Source organism: Catenulispora sp. GP43 (genome assembly GCF_041260665.1).
Lineage (GTDB): Bacteria > Actinomycetota > Actinomycetes > Streptomycetales > Catenulisporaceae > Catenulispora.
In genome coordinates this window covers 150,085-167,364 of record NZ_JBGCCT010000026.1, presented here as the reverse complement: position 1 = coordinate 167,364, position 17,280 = coordinate 150,085, and the positions used below count along the sequence as shown (strand labels likewise).

Genomic DNA, 17,280 nt, shown 5'->3' with positions numbered 1-17,280 from the left:
GGGGGTTTGGTTTCGGGGGGGGGGGGGTTTTTTTTCCCTTTTTTTTGGGTCTTTTTTTGTTTGGGGGGGGGGGGGGGGGCCCCGGGGGGGGGGGGGGGGCCCCCCCCCCCCCCCGGCGGGGCCCCCCCCCCCGACCACGCACATCACCATGACAACGACCGAAGCCGCGCCGCGCCTATCCTTGGACGCCGTGCCCGAACGAGTGATCCGCCCCCGCCGCCCCACCGACCTGCCGGCCTGCGCCGAGGCATTGCGCGGCGTCCACGAAACCGACGGCTACCCGGTCCGCTGGCCGGCCGACCCCCAGGGCTGGCTGACGCCGCGGGACATGATCGGCTGCTGGATCGCGACCGCGGGCGACACCGACACCGACACCGACCGGGTCCTCGGCCACGTGGCACTCACCCGGGCCGGCGCCGCCATCGCCGAGGCGCTCGCCCTCCCGGCGGCCAAGCTCGCCCTGGTCGCGCGCCTGTTCGTGGCGGTGGACGCGCGCCGCGGCGGCCTGGCCACGGACCTGCTCGACCGGGCAGCCCGGGCGGCGAGAGACGAGGGGCTCCAGGCGGTGCTCGAAGTGGACGCGGCGGCCGCCGGCGCGATCGCGCTGTACGAGCGGGCCGGATGGCGGCTGGCGGGGAGCGGTGACGGCGGGTGGATCGCCGCCGACGGGCTTCCGGCCAGGGTGCGGTTCTATGTGGGGCCGGTCGGGTAGTCGGCAGCCGGCCAGCCATCTGAAGCGGCCGATCAGCTCAGATGGCGCAGCTTTCGCGCCCTGCTCAGCCCAGCCCGGCCATGACTCGCAGGCCTGCCAACCGGCCGATCAGCCCGGGCACCTCACCGCCGCGCCTTCTTCCCCCGCACCATCGCCATCCCCGCGAAAGCGGCGCTCGCCGCGACCACCATGCCGCCGGCCAGCAGCCCGACCGAATCTGCGGCCTGCTTCTCCGGTTCGATCACCGCCGCGGGCAGTGCCGGACGTCCCGCTGCCGCGAACGCCTCGGCGGGTGCGGCCGTCACGATCACTGCGGCGAGGGTCAGGGCGGTCAGCGGGCGATGTCTCATGATCACAGTCGAGTCGCTCGCCCACCGCGCTGCCGGTACCGACACGGCCCCGCTCGGCCGAGGGCGGCATAAGACCGATGATCGGCGCGCCCGGGCTAACCGTTGAACCACCCTGGGATGTCGAACTTCATCTCCCGGTCGGCCGTCATCTCCCGCAGCGCCTCCTCCATCGCGGTCATCCGCTCCTCGCCGAGCCGCTCGGCCCAGCGTGCGCGCAGGCCGGCCATCGCCTCGAACGCGCGCTGCTGCACCTCCGTGCCGCGCGGGGTGAGTCGGATGATCTTGCTGCGGGCGTCCGCGGGGTCGGCGACCCGCTCCACGTACCCCTCGCGTTCGAGTCCTTCGATGGTCTTGCCCGCCGCCTGCTTGGACACGCCGAGGCGCCGGCCGAGCTCGGAGGCGGTGACGCCCTCGCCGATGGCCTTGAACGTGACGCCGTGCAGCGGCCGGAAGCCCGGGTGGCCGGCCTCGGCGAGCTCGGTGTGCACGTCGTCGATCAGGGCCCGGAAGCCGAGCAGCATGAGCAACGGCAGGTCAGAGCCTGGCGGCGGGAGCGCTCTTGACACAATCGACAACCTTATTGTCTAGTTAGGACAACGCCGTTGTCGATTGTAGACCGAGGAGCCCTCCATGTCCGTCATCCGCACCTCCGAGACCCGCCGCAGCCAGACCCCGGCCGGCACCATGACCACCCTCGCCTCGCCCACGCTCGGTGCCGCCGAGCGGCCGATCTGGCGCGTGGACGTCGAGGCCGGGGCGCCGGCCGGGCCGCTGCACGTCATCGACGTCGAGCAGATCTGGCTCTTCACCGCCGGCGCCGCGGACGTGGAACTGGCCGGGGACAAGCACGCGCTGCGCGCCGGCGACACCATCGTGGTGCCGGCCGACGCCGAGCGCCGGGTCACCCCGGACCCGGTTGCCGGGTTCAGCGCGATCGTGACCGCGCCGGCCGGGGGACGGGCGTGGACGCTGCCGCGCGAGGGCGACGGCATCGTCCCGCCGTGGACTGTCTGAGCGGTCCGTCCGCTCACCCGTTCAGCGTCCCGAGCGTGACCGTCGCCGTGTGCTTCGATCCGTCCGGGGACGTGTAGTCCACCTTGACCTGCTGTCCGGGCTTGAGCGTCACCAGCACCTGGGACAGCGTCGTCGGGTCCGGCGTCGGCGTGCCGTTCACCGCGGTGATCACGTCGCCGACCTTCAGCCCGGCCGCCCCGGCGGCGCTGTTCGCCTCCACCTGGGCGATGCCGACGCCGGCCGGGGTCCCGTTGTTGTCCACCACGCCCTGCACCTTCACCCCGAGCGCGGCGCGGCCGGAGTCGGTGACCTTGCCCGAGGCGATCAGCTGGTCGGCGATCCGGGTCGCGGTCGCGGTCGGGATCGCGAAGCCGATGCCGGGCGCGGCGCTGTTGCCGAGCTCGGGGTTCAGGGCCGCGGCCGACGGGATGCCGACCACCTCGCTGGACAGGTCCACCAGCGCGCCGCCGCTGTTGCCGTTGTTGATCGCCGCGGAGGTCTGGATGGCGTCGCCCACGGTGATCGCGGCGCCGTTGGCGTCGTTGGAGGTCACGGTCCGGCCCAGCGCCGAGACGATGCCCTCGGTCACGGTGCCGGTCAGGCCCAGCGGGCTGCCCATCGCCAGCACGATCTGCCCGACCTTGAGCTTGGTGGAGTCGCCGAACTTCGCCGGCTTGAGCCCGCCGGCGCCGCCGCTGACCCGGATCACCGCCAGGTCGCCGGTGGGGAAGCTGCCGACCAGCGAGGCGGTCAGCGGCTGGCCGCCGGTGGGCTGGGTGACCTTGAAGCTGGTGGCCTGCCCGACCACGTGCGCGTTGGTGAGGATGTCGCCCTTGGTGTCGTAGACCACGCCGGAGCCCAGGCCGCTGTCGGTGCTGATCTGCACCACCGAGGGCAGGACGTTGGCGACCATCATCTCGTAGTCCGACTGCAGCTGGTCGGAGACCTGCGGCGTGGCGGCGTTCGGGCTCGCCGGACTCGCCTGCCCGCCCGCCGCCGAGGACGACGCGGCCGGTGCGGAGTCCGACTTCGGCTTCGACGACCCGCAGCCGGCCATGGCCAGCAGGGCCACGCACACCGCGGCGGCGGCCGCACCCTTGTTCGCACGCTGCTTCAACGGTGACCTCGCTGAGTCGGGGGCAACGATCACCCGGTGGTCTGCACACACCGGGGCCTGCGCAAACGTCGCCAGCGCCAGACGTGTGAACCCCGGGCTGTGACAGAATCCGGCGAAGACGGCAACCCCATGGTGTGAGCGAGACGACGACGCAGCGACCACAGCGCCCACAGCGCCCTCGAGATCGGCCGCGAACGGAGCCCACGCATCCGGGACGGCCCTGGCGGCCCGCCCCGGACCACGACCCCGCCGCCGGTTTCGAGCACATGTACCGCGCCAACATCGACGCGGTCACCGCCTACTTCGCCCGGCGCAGCACGGATCCGCAGACGGTCGCCGACCTGACCGCGGACACGTTCGTCGAGGCGATCACCTCCTACACCACCTTCGACCCCCGCCGCGGCACCGCGCGCGCCTGGCTGTTCGGCATAGCGCGCCGGGTCTTCGCCAAGCACTGCGAGTCCGACGCGCGCCGCCGTGAGCGCGCGGTCCGGCTGGCGGGGCGCCGCGATCTGGCGGCGGACCACGTCGAGGAACTCCTCGACCGCATCGACGCCGAGCGGGAGGGCCGGGCCCTGGTCAGCGAGCTGACCCGGCTGCCGGACCTGGACCGCCAGGCCGTCGAGCTGGTCGACATCGCGGGCCTGAAGGCCAAGGAGGCGGCGGCAGTGCTCGGCATCTCCGCGGGCGCGCTGCGCATGCGGCTCATGCGCGCCCGAACCCGTCTACGCAGGGCGCACACCACGCGCCCGGAATCCGGAGCGACACCATGACCGAGTTCGCCGACCACCTCTTCGAAGACCTGATGGCCGAGCACGGGGCCGCCCTGGCCACGGACGCCGCGGCCGCCGCGCAGGTACCGGGCACCCGCCGCCGGTACGCGCGCCCCGCCTGGGCCACCGCCGGCACCGTGGCGGCGGCCGGCGCCACGGCCGTCGGCTTCACCGTCTTCGGCGCAACCGCCTCGGCCTACGCCGTGACGGACAACCACGACGGCACCGTCACCGTCTCGGTCACCAAGGCCGGCGGCATCTCCGGCGCGAACGCCGAGCTGCACCGGCTCGGCGCCAGCGTGGTGGTGCTCAAGGCCACGCCGGGCTGCCCCTCGATCGACTCCTTCGCCGCGCCGGCCCAGCGCGCCGGCCAGACGACGCTCGGCGTGCAGGCCGGTCCCGGCGGCCTCAGCTCGGTCACGGTCCAGGCCAAGGGCCTGCCGCCGAACGACACGATGCTGGTCGCCTTCAGCTTCGACGGCGGCAGGGGGCAGGTCGCCTCGGTGTTGACCGACCGACCGGTGCCGGCCTGCGTGAGCCTGCCGGCCGGCCCGCCGAAGGGGGCGGTGACCGGGACCGACGGCAGCGGCCTGCGGACCGGTACGGGTCCGGGCAGCGGTGCGGTGCTGGAGCAGAAGAACGGCTGAGTAGAGGGTCTGACGGGTCCCGGATCGGCATGCGACGCCGATCCGGGACTCTTCTGTTCCAGCCGTGCCTGTTCCAGCCGTGTCTATTCCGGCCGTGCCGGAGCGGCCGCGACTTCCCGGTACCGCTCATGCGCGGTCTGCCGTGTGACGCCCAGCGCGTCCCCGATGAGCTCCCAGCTCAGCTCCTTGGCCCGAGCGGCCCCCACTACCGCCGCGATCTCCGAGCCGATGCGCGCCTGCGTGACCCGCAGTGCCTTGACGACGGCCAGCGGCCGGGCGTCGTACTCGCCCTCCTTGCGCGCCGTCTCAAGGGCGCCGGCCAGCGCCTCGGCGGCTTTGGCGACCGTCAGGAAGTACACGGTGACGTCGTCCATGTGGACGTCCCACTGCGCCCGCGCCGTGTCCTCGGCCTGCGGGTCGTAACCGACGCGCTCGCCGCGCCAGCCGCACACGCAGGCCGGCAGCAGCCACGCCGGCTCCACGCCCGGATCGTCCGAGCCGGCACCCGGCGACCACCAGCCGTCCCGGAACTCCATCTCGGACCACTGGCCGCCCGAGCCGTAGGCCGGGATCACGCCGTTGGCGAGCACCCCGACCGCGTGGCCTTCGTGCTCCTCGTCGGGGACCCCTTCGTAGAGCCAGCCCATCACGCACCCCCTTTGATGTCAGGATTCCCTTACGCTTGACTGTATGGGAACCCTGACGCGGAATCAAGGAGCGCTCGGCCGTCAGTGCCGCACCGCGGCCGACACCTTCGCCGTCAGCGTCCCCGACAGCTGTCGGTTGCTGTTCGCGGTGCCGGTCCCCGAGCCGTTGGCGGGGACGTTCGAGATGCTCACCACGGTCGCGTCCTGGAGTCCTCCGTTCTGGTCGTCGAAGGACACGGCGATCGTGTAATCGTGCGCGCTGCTGGTCGGGTTCGTGGCCGTGACCTCGGCTGACGCCTTGCCGTCCGAGCCGATGGTGACCGCTCCGACCTTGACGTCCGAGGTGGCGGTCACGCCGTTCTTGATCTGCCCCAGCGCCGATGCCGCGGCCGACGCCGCCTGCGAGGCCGCCGAGCCGACCGCCGACGCCCCCTGCGAGATCGCGCTCGACACCGCGCTGCCGGCGCTCGATCCGGGGCTCGACGCGCTGCTGCTGCACCCCGCGACCGCGCCAGTGGCCCCCACGGACACCACGCCCAGCGCCATCCCGGCGATCCACGACCTGCGACAGACCTTCATGCCCGCATCCTCCATGCCCGCTTTTCCGACGACCTCACGGCGCGCGAGCAGATACCCACCAGAGAGTGACCCATCCCTTGGGCGCGGAACCGGGTGCCGGCTGAGCGGGGGAGCCGGGATCGCGCTACTCCGATCGGGGTGCGGGGCCGTGCTCCACCAAATCTGGTTAAGGACCTTTCGCAGACTCTTGACGACCTGGTCGGAGGGTGAGTAGCGTACGCCCCGATCTCGTTAGGGAGCTTTCCTAATTCCATCGCGCACCGCTCCAGCACCGTCGCATCCCGCGTCACCCGCCAAGCCCACGAGGAGCCGGGCATGAGATCCATTGACACGATCCGCACACGCCGCTCCAAGGCCCGCGTTTTCGGGGCCGCCGCGCTCGTCTGCACCGTCCTGGCCGCCACCGTCCAGATGGCGACGGCCGGCAGCAGTCCTCAAGAGGCGTTGAGCGCGCGCTCCGTCGCGCCCGCCGCCACCGCCGTCGCCGTGGACCCCGCGACCGGCTCGTCCGCGGTCCAGAACCTCGGCGCGGCCACCGGTTGGAAGGTCCTCACCAGCTCGACCGCCACGCAGGGCGGCGCGAAGATCTCCACGCCGGGCTTCTCCACCTCCGGGTGGCTCACCGTCGCCAACGACGGCGGGGGAGCACCGGGCACCGAGATCAACGCCCTGCTGCAGAACGGCACCTGCCCGAACGTCTACTTCTCCACGAACATGAAGACCTGCTTCGGCCAGATGACCAAGGTCGGCCCCGACACCATCGCGCAGTTCTCGGTCCCGTGGTGGTACCGCACCGACTTCACCGCGCCGGCCAGCGGCCAGGGCGCGCGGCTGGTCCTGAACGGCGTCGTCGGCTCGGCCGATGTCTGGGTCAACGGCACGCAGGTCGCCTCGTCCTCGACCGTCACCGGCGACTACGACAAGAACGTCTTCGACATCACCTCCAAGCTGGTGTCGGGCACCAACTCGCTGGCCATCGAGATGCACCCGAACAACCCGAACTCGATGCTCACGCTGGACAACGTCGACTGGAGCCAGATCCCGCCGGACAACAACACCGGCATCCAGTTCCCGGTCCAGCTGGAGTCCGGCGGCCCGCTGATCGTCGACGACGCGCACGTGAACCAGAGCACCGCGGCCAACCTGTCCAGCAGCGCGCTGACGGTGAAGGCCTCGGTGGTCAACGTCACCGGCTCCTCGCAGACCGGCGCGGTCACCGCCACCGTCACCCCGCCCGGCGGCGGCACGCCGATCTCGGTGACGCAGAACGTCACGGTCGCCGCGAACGCGACCTCGACCGTCACCTTCGCGCCGGCGAACTACCCGGCGCTGACGCTGTCCTCGCCGAAGATCTGGTGGCCCTACCAGATGGGTGCGCAGCCGCTCTACACGCTGGCCACCTCCGTGGCGCAGAACTCGACCGTGCTGAACTCGACCTCCGAGACCTTCGGCGTCCGCACCGTGCAGTCGTCCCTGGTCGGGTCCGGGAGCGCCGCGACCTCCGGGGTGCGCCAGTTCGGCATCAACGGTCAGCCGCTGGTGATCCGCGGCGGCGGCTGGGACCCCGACCTGTTCCTGCGCTACGACCCGGCGGACACCGCGCAGCAGATCGCGCTGATGAAGTCCATGGGCCTGAACGCCATCCGGCTGGAGGGGCACTTCATGCCGCCGGACTTCTACCAGCAGATGGACGCCGCCGGGATCCTGGTCAACGTCGGCTACCAGTGCTGCGACGAGTGGGAGAACAGCGGCTCGGCCGGCACCGTGTACCAGAACACGGCGACGACCCAGGGCGCGATCTGGCGCAACCACCCGAGCATCTTCAGCTTCCAGTGGAGCGACAACAACCCGACCTCGACGCAGGAATCCCAGGCCCTGAACGGCTTCGCCGCGGCCGACTTCCCCGGTCCGTTCGTCTCCTCCGCCGAGTACAACTCCAGCTCCCAGCTCGGGGTGTCGGGGGAGAAGGAGGGTCCTTATGACTGGGTCCCGTCGAACTACTGGTACGACACCTCGCACTACCCCTCCGGCGACTCCACGCTGACCAACGCCGGCGGCGCCTGGGGCTTCGACTCCGAGCAGAGTGCCGGCGACACGGTCCCGACGCTGGACTCGATCAACCGCTTCCTGTCCTCCTCGGACCAGTCGGCGCTGTGGCAGACCACCGCCGCCAACCAGTACCACGCGAACTATGAGGGCACCAGCCACAGCGGCTACGCGTTCGGCACGCTCTACAACCTGGACCAGGCCGTCTCCAAGCGCTTCGGAGCCTGGTCGAGCCTGGCGCAGTACGTCCAGGAGGCGCAGGCACAGAACTACGAGGACACCCGGGCGCAGTTCGAGGCCTACATCGCCCACTCCACCAACGCCACCCAGCCCTCGACCGGCACCATCTACTGGCAGATGAACAAGGGCTGGCCGACGCTGCTGTGGTCGCTCTACAACAACGACTACGACCAGGCCGGCGCGTACTTCGGCGCGCAGGAGGCCAACCGCACGCTGCACGCGATCTACACCCTCGACAACCACACCGTGACCGTCGACAACCTGTCGGGCCAGACGCAGTCCGGCGTGACCGTCGAGTCGAAGGTCTACAACACCGCGGGCTCCCTGCTGGACGACCAGACCTCCGGCTCGCTGTCGCTGGCCTCCCAGAAGGTGCAGAACAAGGTGCTCACGCCGAAGCTGCCCAGCGGCTCCGGCACGGTCTACTTCGTCGAGCTGCTGGTCAAGCAGAACGGCACCGTGGTCGACCGCAACGTCTATTGGGACTCGACCACGCCGGACGCCGTCAACTGGGGCTCGACCATCCCCTCCGGCGGCGGCAACCCGCAGGCCACGATGAGTTCCTACGCGAACCTCAGCGCCCTGCAGAACCTGCCGGCCGCCACGGTGTCCGCGACGGCGGCGACCACCAGCCAGGCCGGCCCGAACGGCGCCGACAGCCTGGTCACGGTGACCGTCACCAACAACTCCACGACGCCGGCCGTCGGCTTCCTGCTCCGCGCGGACCTGCGGCGCGGGACCGCCTCCGGCTCGGAGCTGTCCGGCGACAACGAGGTGACCTCGGCGGTCTGGAGCGACAACGACGTCACGCTGTGGCCGGGGGAGTCCGAGACCCTGACCGCCACCTTCAAGTCCTCCGACCTGCAGGGCGCGACCCCGGTCGTGAGCCTGTCCGGCTGGAACGCGGCGAAGACCGACGTGGTCGCGGGCACCGGAACCGGCGCCCCGAACGACTTCTCGATCTCCGACTCGCCGGCCTCCGGTTCGGTGGCGCAGGGTTCTTCGACCACCGCGACCGTCTCCACCGCCCTGACCAGCGGAACCGCCGAGGCCGTCACGCTGACCGCCTCGGGTCTGCCGACCGGCGCCACCGCGGCGTTCAGCCCGGCCTCGGTGACGGCCGGCGGGTCGTCGACCGTGACGATCTCGACCGCGGCGAGCACTCCGGCGGGCACGTATCCGATCACCATCACGGGTACCGCGCCGTCGGCCAAGCACACCGCGAGTTACTCGCTGACGGTCACGTCTTCGGGCGGCGGCGGCTGTACTCCGGCGCAGTTGCTGGCGAACCCGGGCTTCGAGTCCGGGGGGACCTCGTGGACCCAGACCTCGACGCTGGGGTTCGACCCGATCACCAAGGCCACCTCGGCCGAGCCGGCGCACTCGGGTTCGTACATCGCGTGGTTCAACGGCAACGGCAGCAAGGACACCGACACGATCGCGCAGTCGGTGGCGATCCCCGCCGGGTGCAGTGCGTCGCTGACGTACTGGCTGCACATCGACACCACCGAGAGCACCAGCACGGCCAAGCCGGACACGTTCACCGTGCAGGTCCTGAACTCCTCCGGAACGGTGCTCGGGACCGTCGGGTCGTTCTCGAACCTGAACGCCGCCTCGGGCTACTCGCAGAAGACGGCCGACCTGTCGGCCTACGCCGGCCAGACGATCACCCTGAAGGTCACCGGCAGCGAGACCGACACCAGCGGGGGCACGACCACCTTCGTGGTCGACGACACCGCCTTGCAGACCAGCTGACACCCCCCACCCCCACCCCCAGAAAGGATCGACCACTGTGAAGCGCCGCTCTCAGCGTGTGCTCAGCCTGGCGACCGGAATCAGCACCCTGGCCGGAGTCGTGGCGATCGCCGTCGCGCACTCCGCCCCGGTCAGCGCCGCCGGGCCCAACTACGCCTTCCCCCAGCACCAGACGTACAAGGTCGGCATCATGCCGTCGGCCTCGCAGGCCACGCGCGACGCCGCCGTGGAGAAGCAGTACAACTCCTGGAAGTCCACGTACCTCGTCCACGGCTGTGCCAGCAACGAGTACTACGTGTCCACCAAGGGCGACGGCGACGCCACCAACAACGGGCCGGTCTCCGAGGGCCAGGGCTACGGCATGAACATCGTGCCGCTGATGGCCGGGTACGACGCCAGCGCGCAGACCGAGTTCAACGGCCTGTGGCAGCTGGTCAAGGACCACGAAGACCAGTACGGCATGATGCAGTGGCAGCTCGACGGCAAGACCTGCAAGTACTACAGCGGCGGCACGCCGGACGGCGCCACCGACGGCGACCTGGACATCGGCTACGGCCTGATCCTGGCCGACGAGCAGTGGGGCGGCTACAGCAGCGACGCCGAGACCTGGCTGACCAACTTCTGGAACCACAACGTGGCGCCGGACGGCCATCTCAAGTGCGAGGACGACGGCCCGAACACCGACACCCGGCCCTCGGACCACATGATCGACCACCTGCGGGCCTACGCCGCGTACGACCCCTCGCACGACTGGAACAAGGTCATATCCCGGACCGAGGCCGTGGACGGCTCGCTGGTGAGCAACTACTCGTCCTCCTACGGCCTGCTGTCCGACTTCGTCGTCGGCGCCGACGGCAGCAGCCCGAAGCCGGCCCCGGCGAACTACCAGGAGGACCAGCCGGACAACATCGTCGGCTACAACTCCATCCGCGTGCCGTGGCACATGGGGACCGACGCGCTGCTGAACGGTTCCTCGGTGGCCTCGTTCGAGCTGAGCGAGGCGCAGAAGTGGTCGGCGTGCGCCAAGAAGGTCTCGGGCTCCAACCCGGCCAACGTCTACCCGCACCTGAACCTGAACTGCACCGGCTACAACACCTCGGACGTCGCCGAGGAGGCCGGGGACTCGATCGGCCCGTCCGCCATGGCCGCCGGGGACCAGGCGTGGACCGACACGATCTGGAACTACCTGCAGACCAACCCCTACGGTGACGGCTACTACGGCGAGACCATCAAGACCCTCGTCATGATCGTGATGGCCGGCGACTACTGGAGCCCGGCCTCGGCCTCCACGCCGCCTCCCACCAACGACTTCTCGATCTCGTCGTCTCCGGCGTCGGGCTCCGTCACCGCCGGCGGCACCGCGACCGCCTCCATCTCCACCGCGGTGACCGCGGGCAGCGCCGAGTCGGTCGCCCTGAGCGCCACCGGCGGCCCGGCGGGTTCCACGGTCAGCTTCAGTCCGTCCTCGGTCACCTCCGGGGGCAGCTCGACGCTGAGCGTGGCGACGAACTCGACGACGGCTACCGGCACGTACACCATCACCGTCAGCGGCACCGCCGCGTCCGGGACCCACACCGCCACGTACACGCTGACGGTGAACCCGACCAGCGGTGGCGGCTGCACCCCGGCGCAGTTGCTGGCGAACCCGGGCTTCGAGTCCGGTGCGACCTCGTGGACCCAGACCTCGACCCTGGGGTACACGCCGATCACCAAGGCCACCTCGGCCGAGCCGGCGCATTCGGGTTCGTACATCGCGTGGTTCAACGGCAACGGCAGCAAGGACACCGACACGGCTTCGCAGGCTGTGACGATCCCGGCGGGCTGCTCCGCGACGCTGACCTACTGGCTGCACATCGACACCACGGAGAACACCACCACGGCGAAGCCGGACACGTTCACCGTGCAGGTCCTGAACTCCTCCGGGACCGTGCTCGCGACGGTCGGCTCGTTCTCGAACCTGAACGCCGCCTCGGGCTACTCGCAGCAGACCGCGAACCTGTCGGCCTACGCGGGCCAGACCATCACGGTGAAGTTCACCGGCTCGGAGACCGACACGAGCGGGGGGACCACCAACTCCGTCATCGACGACACCGCGGTGACGACTTCCTGACCTGACCGGGAGGAAAGAGGGCACCGGCCCTGACGCTTTGAGGGAGGCGTCGGGGCCGGTGCCTTTGTGTTTCCGCTCCGGCTCTACTGCTCGACGAAGTAGTGGTCCTGCTCCAGGTCCTCGATCAGGCCCACGTGCTCCGGCTCCCAGCCGAGGGTCTTGCGGGTGAACTCGTTCGAGGTGGGGTTGTCCAGGCCGACGAGCCCGCCCAGGAAGCCGAAGTGCGCGGCCGCCTCGTCGGCGGGGATCGACGCGGTCGGGACGCCGAGCCGCTTGCCGATGGTCTCGGCGATCTCGCGGAAGGTGTAGCCCTCGCTCTCCACGCCGTGCAGCCGGGTCCCGCCGGGCGCCGACTCCAGCGCGAGCCGGTAGATGCGCGCCGCGTCCCGGGTGTTCAGGGCCGGCCAGCGGTTGGCGCCGTCGCCGAGGTAGCCGGCCACGCCCTTCTCGCGCGCGACGCGGATCAGGGTCGGGCCGAAGCCGTGGTGGTCCAGGTCGCTGTGGATCAGCGGGGCCAGGCGCACCACGGAGGTGCGGACACCGCGCTCGGCCAGGGCCACGAGCGCGTTCTCGGTGTCGATGCGCGGGCCGCCGGGCAGCGCGTGCTCCTCCAGGCCGAGCACGCCGGGCGCGCGCATCGCCAGCATCAGGGTGCCGGTGGTGGCGACCAGCGGCTTGCCGGTGCCGGCCAGCCGCTCGCCCATGGCCCGGACCACGCGCAGGTCCTCGGCCGCCGCGGCCGCCATGTCGGTGAAGGAGTGGTCGTAGGCGAGGTGGATGACGCCGTCGGCGGCGGCCACGGCGTCGAGGTAGCTGTCCGGGTCGAAGACGTCGCCGCGGTGCACCTCGGCGCCCCGGGCCGCGATCCGCTCGGCGGCGGCGTCGTTGCGGGCGAGCCCGACGACCTGGTGGCCGGCCTGGAGCAGATCGGGGACGACGGCCGAACCGATGTGTCCGGACGCGCCGGTGACGAGAACACGCATGAGGGCCTCCCAGGCCAGTGATGACAGTTTCTGACATCACCAACGCTAGCACTGATGTCAGTCGCTGTCATCAACTACTATGGGGGCCATGAGTCGCTGGCCGTTGAACCCCCGAGGACGTCTCGAACAAGCCGCCATGGACCTGTTCGTGGAACGGGGCTACGACCAGACGACGGTCGCGGAGATCGCCGAGCGCGCCGGCCTGACCGAGCGCACCTTCTTCCGCCACTTCAGCGACAAGCGCGAGGTGCTGTTCCAGGGCGGCGAACTGCTGCGGTCGACGATGGTCGAGGCCCTCGCCGCCGCCCCCGCCGACGCCCCGCCGATGGCCGCGGTCCACGCCGCGGTCACCTCGGTCGCGCTCTTCTTCGACGAGCGCCACGACGCGTCCCGGCTCCGCCAGGGCATCATCGACGCGCACCCGGAACTGCAGGAGCGCGAGGTCGCCAAGATGGCGCGGATCGCCCTGGCCCTCGCCGACGGCCTGCGCGAGCGCGGCGTCGCCGACCCGGACGCCCGGCTCGCGGCGGACGCGGGCATCGCCGTGTTCCGCTCAGCGTTCGCGCAGTGGGTGCGCAGTGAATCCGGCGACATGGCGAAGTCGATGGAAGAGTGCTTCGCCGCGCTGGAGAAGCTGGTCGAGCCAGACCGCTGATCCGGTGCCGGCCTACCCCAGCCCGGACAGCGTCGAGAGCAGCACCACCAGCGCGCCGCCGATCGCGCCGGCCCGCGCGTAGCGCCCGATCTGTATCTGGTCGGCAAACCGTGCCCGATCCGCAGCCTGGCGCAGGTACCAGAGCGTCGCCATCGCGAACGCCAGCCCGCCGACCATGAAGTACGGTCCCCACAGGTACAGGTACCAGCGCAGCAGTGCGACGGCATCGGGCTTCGCGTGCACCGCTCCGGACTCCACCAGCGCGCCGCCGATGACGAACAGCAGCCCGTGACCGGCCAGCAGGACCGCAGCCCCGGAGCCGCAGAACACGGCGAACCGCCCGACGCGGGTGCCGCGCTGCCGCGTCAACGCCAGAGCGACGGCGCTCGCGAACAGCTTGAGGAACCCGCTCAGCCACAGCACGGCGAGGAACCAGGTCACCCCGTCCCGCGCCTTCGCGACGAGCTCGGGCGAGACAGTGGACGTGGCGCCGGCGGTGTGCCCGGTCGCCCACACGAAGCTGGGCACCGCGAACAGCACGCCCCACACCATGGCGACCCACGCTGCCCGGTTGCGGGTCCCGGTGCCCGCCGCGGCCGTGTCCATCTCAGCGCGCTGTCGCGCCGGCCAGCAGGGCCCGGACGGTCTTCGTGAGCTCCGCACGGTTCTCCGCGGTGCCCGGCGTCTCGGGGGAGCCGCCGACGAGACGCTCGAAGATCAGTCCGTCGACGGCGGCGACGAACGCGCGGGCCCGGCTGTCGAGGTCGGGGACCCCATGGTGGGCCAACAGGTCGCGGGTCTGCCGGAAGGCGGCCTGTTCGTGCGGTGCCAGTAGGGCGCGCAGATCCGGCTGCGTGATCGACTCCATGCGGCAGTGGTAGCGGGCCAGCGCGCGGTTGCGGGTGCGCGACAGCGAGAGGTCGATGAAGGCCGCGGTGGCCTCGGCCACGGCGGCGAGGTCGGCCGGCATGGTCGGCGCGGCCGGTGCGACGGGCGCGGCCGGCTCCGGCTTCGGCTCTGACCCGGCCGGTTCCCGTCTCGGCTTCGGCTCCGGCCTCGGCTCCGGCCTCGGCTTCGGTTCCGACACCGCCGGCTGGGAGGGCAGGTCCAGTCCGCCCCGCCGCAGGTCCTCCCGGTCCAGATCGGACAGCCGCTTCACGATCGCCGTCAGCAGGGCCTGCCGCGTGCGGAAGTAGGCCGACGTGGTCCCCAGCGGCAGTGCGGCGCGGGTGTCCACGGCGCGGTGCGTCAGGGCCCGCATGCCCTCCTCGGCGAGCAGGTCGATGGCCGCGTCGGCGAGGAGCGCGCGGCGATCGCGCTGGTCGGTCGGCATTCCGCGGGCTCCCTGGGGCGGTCGCTTGTGGTTTCTACATCTGTAGCGTAGCTTCTACATCTGTAGAGAGTTCTACAGATGTAGAAGAAAGGGGTGGGGCGATGAAGGCGGCGATGGTGGTGGGCGGCGGCATAGCCGGACTGGCCACGGCGATCGGCCTGCGGCGCGTCGGCTGGCAGGTCACTGTTCTGGAACGCGCGGCGGTCCTGGACGACGCCGGCGCCGGCATCTCGGTGCAGGCCAACGGGATGCGCGCGCTGGACGTGCTCGGTGTCGGCGACGCGGTGCGCGCCGTCGGCGCGGCGCAGGGCGCCGGCGGGATCCGAGTCCCCGCGGGGGCATGGCTGTCGCATCTGGACGCCGAGGCGGGTGCGCGTGTCCTCGGCTCGCCGGTCTACAGCTTCCTGCGGGCCGACCTGCATCGGGCGCTGCGTTCCGCGCTGCCCGACGGATGCCTTGTCACCGGTGTCACGGTGCACCATGTGGTACGCAAAGCGGACGCCGCAGAAGTCTGCTTCAGCCTCGCCGGCTCGGGCGACACCTCGCAGACCGTGGATCTCGTGGTCGCCGCCGACGGCGTCCACAGCCGCGTGCGCGCACAGCTGTTCCCGGACCACCCCGGCGCCGTCTACGCCGGCACGACGGTGGTGCGCGGCGTGACGTCGGTCCCGGTGCGGACCGAGGTCGACATCGACCAGACCTGGGGCCACGGTGCCGAATTCGGATCGACCCGCCTGCCCGGCGGCCGCGTCGAATGGCACTCGGCGGCCAACGCCGGCGAGGGCGTGCGCCACGGCGACCCGCTCGCCGAGGTGGCGCGCCGGCACGGCGGCTGGCACGCCCCGATCCCGGCGCTGCTCGACGCGACCGAGCCGGGTGCCGTCCTCCAGCACGACGTCTACGAGCTGCGCACTCCGCTGCCCGCCTACGTCGCCGACCGCGTGGTCCTCGTCGGTGACGCGGCCCACGCCATGACCCCTCACCTCGGCCAGGGTGCTTCCCAGGCGTTGGAGGACGCGGTGTGCCTCGCCGCGTATCTGGACTCCGAGCCGACGATCGACGCGGCCCTGGTCCGCTACGACCGCGAGCGCCGTCCCCGCACCCAGGCGGTGGTCGGCGCGGCCCGTCGGACCGGCCGCATCGGCCAGCAGCTCCAGGGCCGCCTCGCCGTCGCGCTGCGCAACGCCGGGATCCGGCTGACGCCGTCCTCCGCCGCGGTGAAGGCGATGGTCAAGTACGCCTTGTGGGAGCCGCCGACCCTCGGTTGAGGGAGCTGCCGGGAACGCTGTCAGGAACCTGCCACGTCCAGCACCAGCTTGCCGGTAGTCGCCCCCGACTCGATCCGCCGGTGCGTCTCGACGGCCTGCTCCAGCGGCACCGTCTCCACCTGCACCCGCAGCGTGCCCTCGCTCGCGGCCCGGACCGCGCGCCGCAGCGCCTGGCCGGCGCGGTCGGGGTGCACGGCCGAGTACGCGGCGAGGTTGAAGCCGGAGACGGTCTTGTTGCTGAACCAGAGCTCGTTCGCGGAGATGCCGACGTCTTCCGCGCCCGAGGCGTTGCCCATGACCACCAGGCGCCCCAGCGGGGCCAGGCGGTCCAGGCTGCCCTGGCGCGCGGGGCCGCCGACCATGTCCACGACGACGTCGAACTGCCCGGCCGCCGCGAGGTCGTCGCGCAGGATCACCTCGTCGTAGCCGAAGCCGCGGGCCGCCTCCACCTTCGCCGCGCTGCCGACCGTCCCGACCACGCGGCCCGCGCCGAGCAGCCGCGCGACCTGCCCGAGCTGGCTGCCGACCCCGCCGGCGGCGGCGTGCACGAGCACGCTCTCGCCGGGGGCGAGCCGGGCGATCTGGTCCAGGACCAGGAAGGCCGTGGTGCTGTTGGACGGCAGCGCGGCGGCGGTGGCCGGGTCCAGCGCGGAGCCGTCGTCGGCGAGCGGCGCCACCAGGGCGGCGTCGGTGACGGCGACCTCGGCGTACCCGCCGCTGTCGACGATCGTCAGGGCGGCCACCGGCTGGCCGACCGTGAGCCCGCTGACACCCTCCCCGATCGCCCGCACCCGCCCCGACACCTCGATGCCCGGCACGAACGGCAGCGGCACGTCCACCACGCCGCGCCGGTACAGCACCTCGGCGAAGTTGGCGCCGGCGTACGCCACGTCGATCGACACCTGCCCGGCACCGGGCTCGGGCACCGCGGTCACCACCCGGCGCAGCACCTCCGCCTCCCCGAACTCGGGGATGACGACTGCCTTCATCTGCTCTCGCGCATCGCTCATGACGATCATTCTGGCGAGCAGACCGCCGGCGACAGGAGTGC

Annotated in this window: 17 protein-coding genes; 8 read left to right on the top strand and 9 right to left on the bottom strand. The window is 71.5% G+C overall.

What is annotated here, in order from left to right:
• Window positions 1–190 precede the first annotated feature (190 nt).
• The gene (locus ABH926_RS39140) at window positions 191–712 is read left to right on the top strand and encodes a GNAT family N-acetyltransferase (RefSeq protein WP_370371081.1); all 522 of its coding nucleotides are present in this window, start codon (window positions 191–193) and stop codon (window positions 710–712) included.
• 122 nt (window positions 713–834) lie between these two features.
• Here ABH926_RS39140 and ABH926_RS39135 read toward each other — a convergent pair whose 3' ends face one another.
• Both ABH926_RS39135 and ABH926_RS39130 read right to left on the bottom strand, forming a co-directional pair.
• Window positions 835–1,062: a hypothetical protein gene (locus ABH926_RS39135; RefSeq protein WP_370371079.1), complete on the bottom strand. Its 228-nt coding sequence runs from the start codon at window positions 1,060–1,062 to the stop codon at window positions 835–837.
• Between the two features lie 95 nt (window positions 1,063–1,157).
• Window positions 1,158–1,628 (bottom strand): MarR family winged helix-turn-helix transcriptional regulator, encoded by a 471-nt coding sequence (locus tag ABH926_RS39130; RefSeq protein WP_370371077.1) that lies wholly within the window; start codon window positions 1,626–1,628, stop codon window positions 1,158–1,160.
• A gap of 64 nt (window positions 1,629–1,692) precedes the next feature.
• Between ABH926_RS39130 and ABH926_RS39125 the strand changes: the two genes are divergently transcribed.
• Window positions 1,693–2,076 (top strand): cupin domain-containing protein, encoded by a 384-nt coding sequence (locus ABH926_RS39125; RefSeq protein ID WP_370371076.1) that lies wholly within the window; start codon window positions 1,693–1,695, stop codon window positions 2,074–2,076.
• Window positions 2,077–2,089: 13 nt separating this feature from the next.
• On the opposite strand, the gene ABH926_RS39120 is transcribed toward ABH926_RS39125, so the two are convergent.
• Entirely contained in the window at window positions 2,090–3,133 is a 1,044-nt protein-coding gene (locus ABH926_RS39120; protein WP_370371092.1) for a S1C family serine protease, read from the bottom strand.
• 326 nt (window positions 3,134–3,459) lie between these two features.
• Between ABH926_RS39120 and ABH926_RS39115 the strand changes: the two genes are divergently transcribed.
• Both ABH926_RS39115 and ABH926_RS39110 read left to right on the top strand, forming a co-directional pair.
• Window positions 3,460–3,966: an RNA polymerase sigma factor gene (locus ABH926_RS39115; protein ID WP_370371074.1), complete on the top strand. Its 507-nt coding sequence runs from the start codon at window positions 3,460–3,462 to the stop codon at window positions 3,964–3,966.
• A complete protein-coding gene (locus ABH926_RS39110) occupies window positions 3,963–4,613 on the top strand; it encodes a hypothetical protein (protein WP_370371072.1) in 651 nt (216 codons plus the stop codon). Before ABH926_RS39115 ends, ABH926_RS39110 begins: the two co-directional genes overlap by 4 nt.
• Before the next feature lie 83 nt (window positions 4,614–4,696).
• Here ABH926_RS39110 and ABH926_RS39105 read toward each other — a convergent pair whose 3' ends face one another.
• Entirely contained in the window at window positions 4,697–5,260 is a 564-nt protein-coding gene (locus ABH926_RS39105) for a hypothetical protein (RefSeq protein WP_370371071.1), read from the bottom strand.
• An 81-nt stretch (window positions 5,261–5,341) separates the two neighbouring features.
• Complete coding sequence (locus tag ABH926_RS39100) at window positions 5,342–5,839, bottom strand: hypothetical protein (RefSeq protein ID WP_370371069.1); 498 nt, start codon at window positions 5,837–5,839, stop codon at window positions 5,342–5,344.
• Between the two features lie 315 nt (window positions 5,840–6,154).
• Between ABH926_RS39100 and ABH926_RS39095 the strand changes: the two genes are divergently transcribed.
• Window positions 6,155–9,880, top strand: coding sequence for a beta-mannosidase (locus ABH926_RS39095; protein WP_370371068.1), 3,726 nt, complete (start codon window positions 6,155–6,157; stop codon window positions 9,878–9,880).
• A 37-nt stretch (window positions 9,881–9,917) separates the two neighbouring features.
• On the top strand, window positions 9,918–11,990 hold the full coding sequence (locus ABH926_RS39090; RefSeq protein ID WP_370371067.1) for a glycosyl hydrolase family 8: 2,073 nt from the start codon (window positions 9,918–9,920) through the stop codon (window positions 11,988–11,990).
• A gap of 83 nt (window positions 11,991–12,073) precedes the next feature.
• On the opposite strand, the gene ABH926_RS39085 is transcribed toward ABH926_RS39090, so the two are convergent.
• Window positions 12,074–12,973 (bottom strand): SDR family oxidoreductase, encoded by a 900-nt coding sequence (locus tag ABH926_RS39085; protein WP_370371066.1) that lies wholly within the window; start codon window positions 12,971–12,973, stop codon window positions 12,074–12,076.
• Between the two features lie 88 nt (window positions 12,974–13,061).
• Between ABH926_RS39085 and ABH926_RS39080 the strand changes: the two genes are divergently transcribed.
• Window positions 13,062–13,628 (top strand): TetR/AcrR family transcriptional regulator, encoded by a 567-nt coding sequence (locus tag ABH926_RS39080; RefSeq protein WP_370371065.1) that lies wholly within the window; start codon window positions 13,062–13,064, stop codon window positions 13,626–13,628.
• A gap of 12 nt (window positions 13,629–13,640) precedes the next feature.
• Here the strand turns inward: ABH926_RS39080 and ABH926_RS39075 are convergent, their stop codons facing one another.
• Together ABH926_RS39075 and ABH926_RS39070 are read right to left on the bottom strand one after the other, a co-directional pair.
• Entirely contained in the window at window positions 13,641–14,234 is a 594-nt protein-coding gene (locus ABH926_RS39075; RefSeq protein ID WP_370371064.1) for a DUF3995 domain-containing protein, read from the bottom strand.
• 1 nt (window position 14,235) lies between these two features.
• Window positions 14,236–14,961, bottom strand: coding sequence for a TetR/AcrR family transcriptional regulator (locus ABH926_RS39070; RefSeq protein WP_370371062.1), 726 nt, complete (start codon window positions 14,959–14,961; stop codon window positions 14,236–14,238).
• 101 nt (window positions 14,962–15,062) lie between these two features.
• Here ABH926_RS39070 and ABH926_RS39065 point away from each other — a divergent pair, with 101 nt between their 5' ends.
• Window positions 15,063–16,229 (top strand): FAD-dependent monooxygenase, encoded by a 1,167-nt coding sequence (locus tag ABH926_RS39065; RefSeq protein WP_370371061.1) that lies wholly within the window; start codon window positions 15,063–15,065, stop codon window positions 16,227–16,229.
• Between the two features lie 20 nt (window positions 16,230–16,249).
• On the opposite strand, the gene ABH926_RS39060 is transcribed toward ABH926_RS39065, so the two are convergent.
• Window positions 16,250–17,218 (bottom strand): zinc-binding alcohol dehydrogenase family protein, encoded by a 969-nt coding sequence (locus ABH926_RS39060; RefSeq protein WP_370371090.1) that lies wholly within the window; start codon window positions 17,216–17,218, stop codon window positions 16,250–16,252.
• Between the last annotated feature and the right edge of the window lie 62 nt (window positions 17,219–17,280).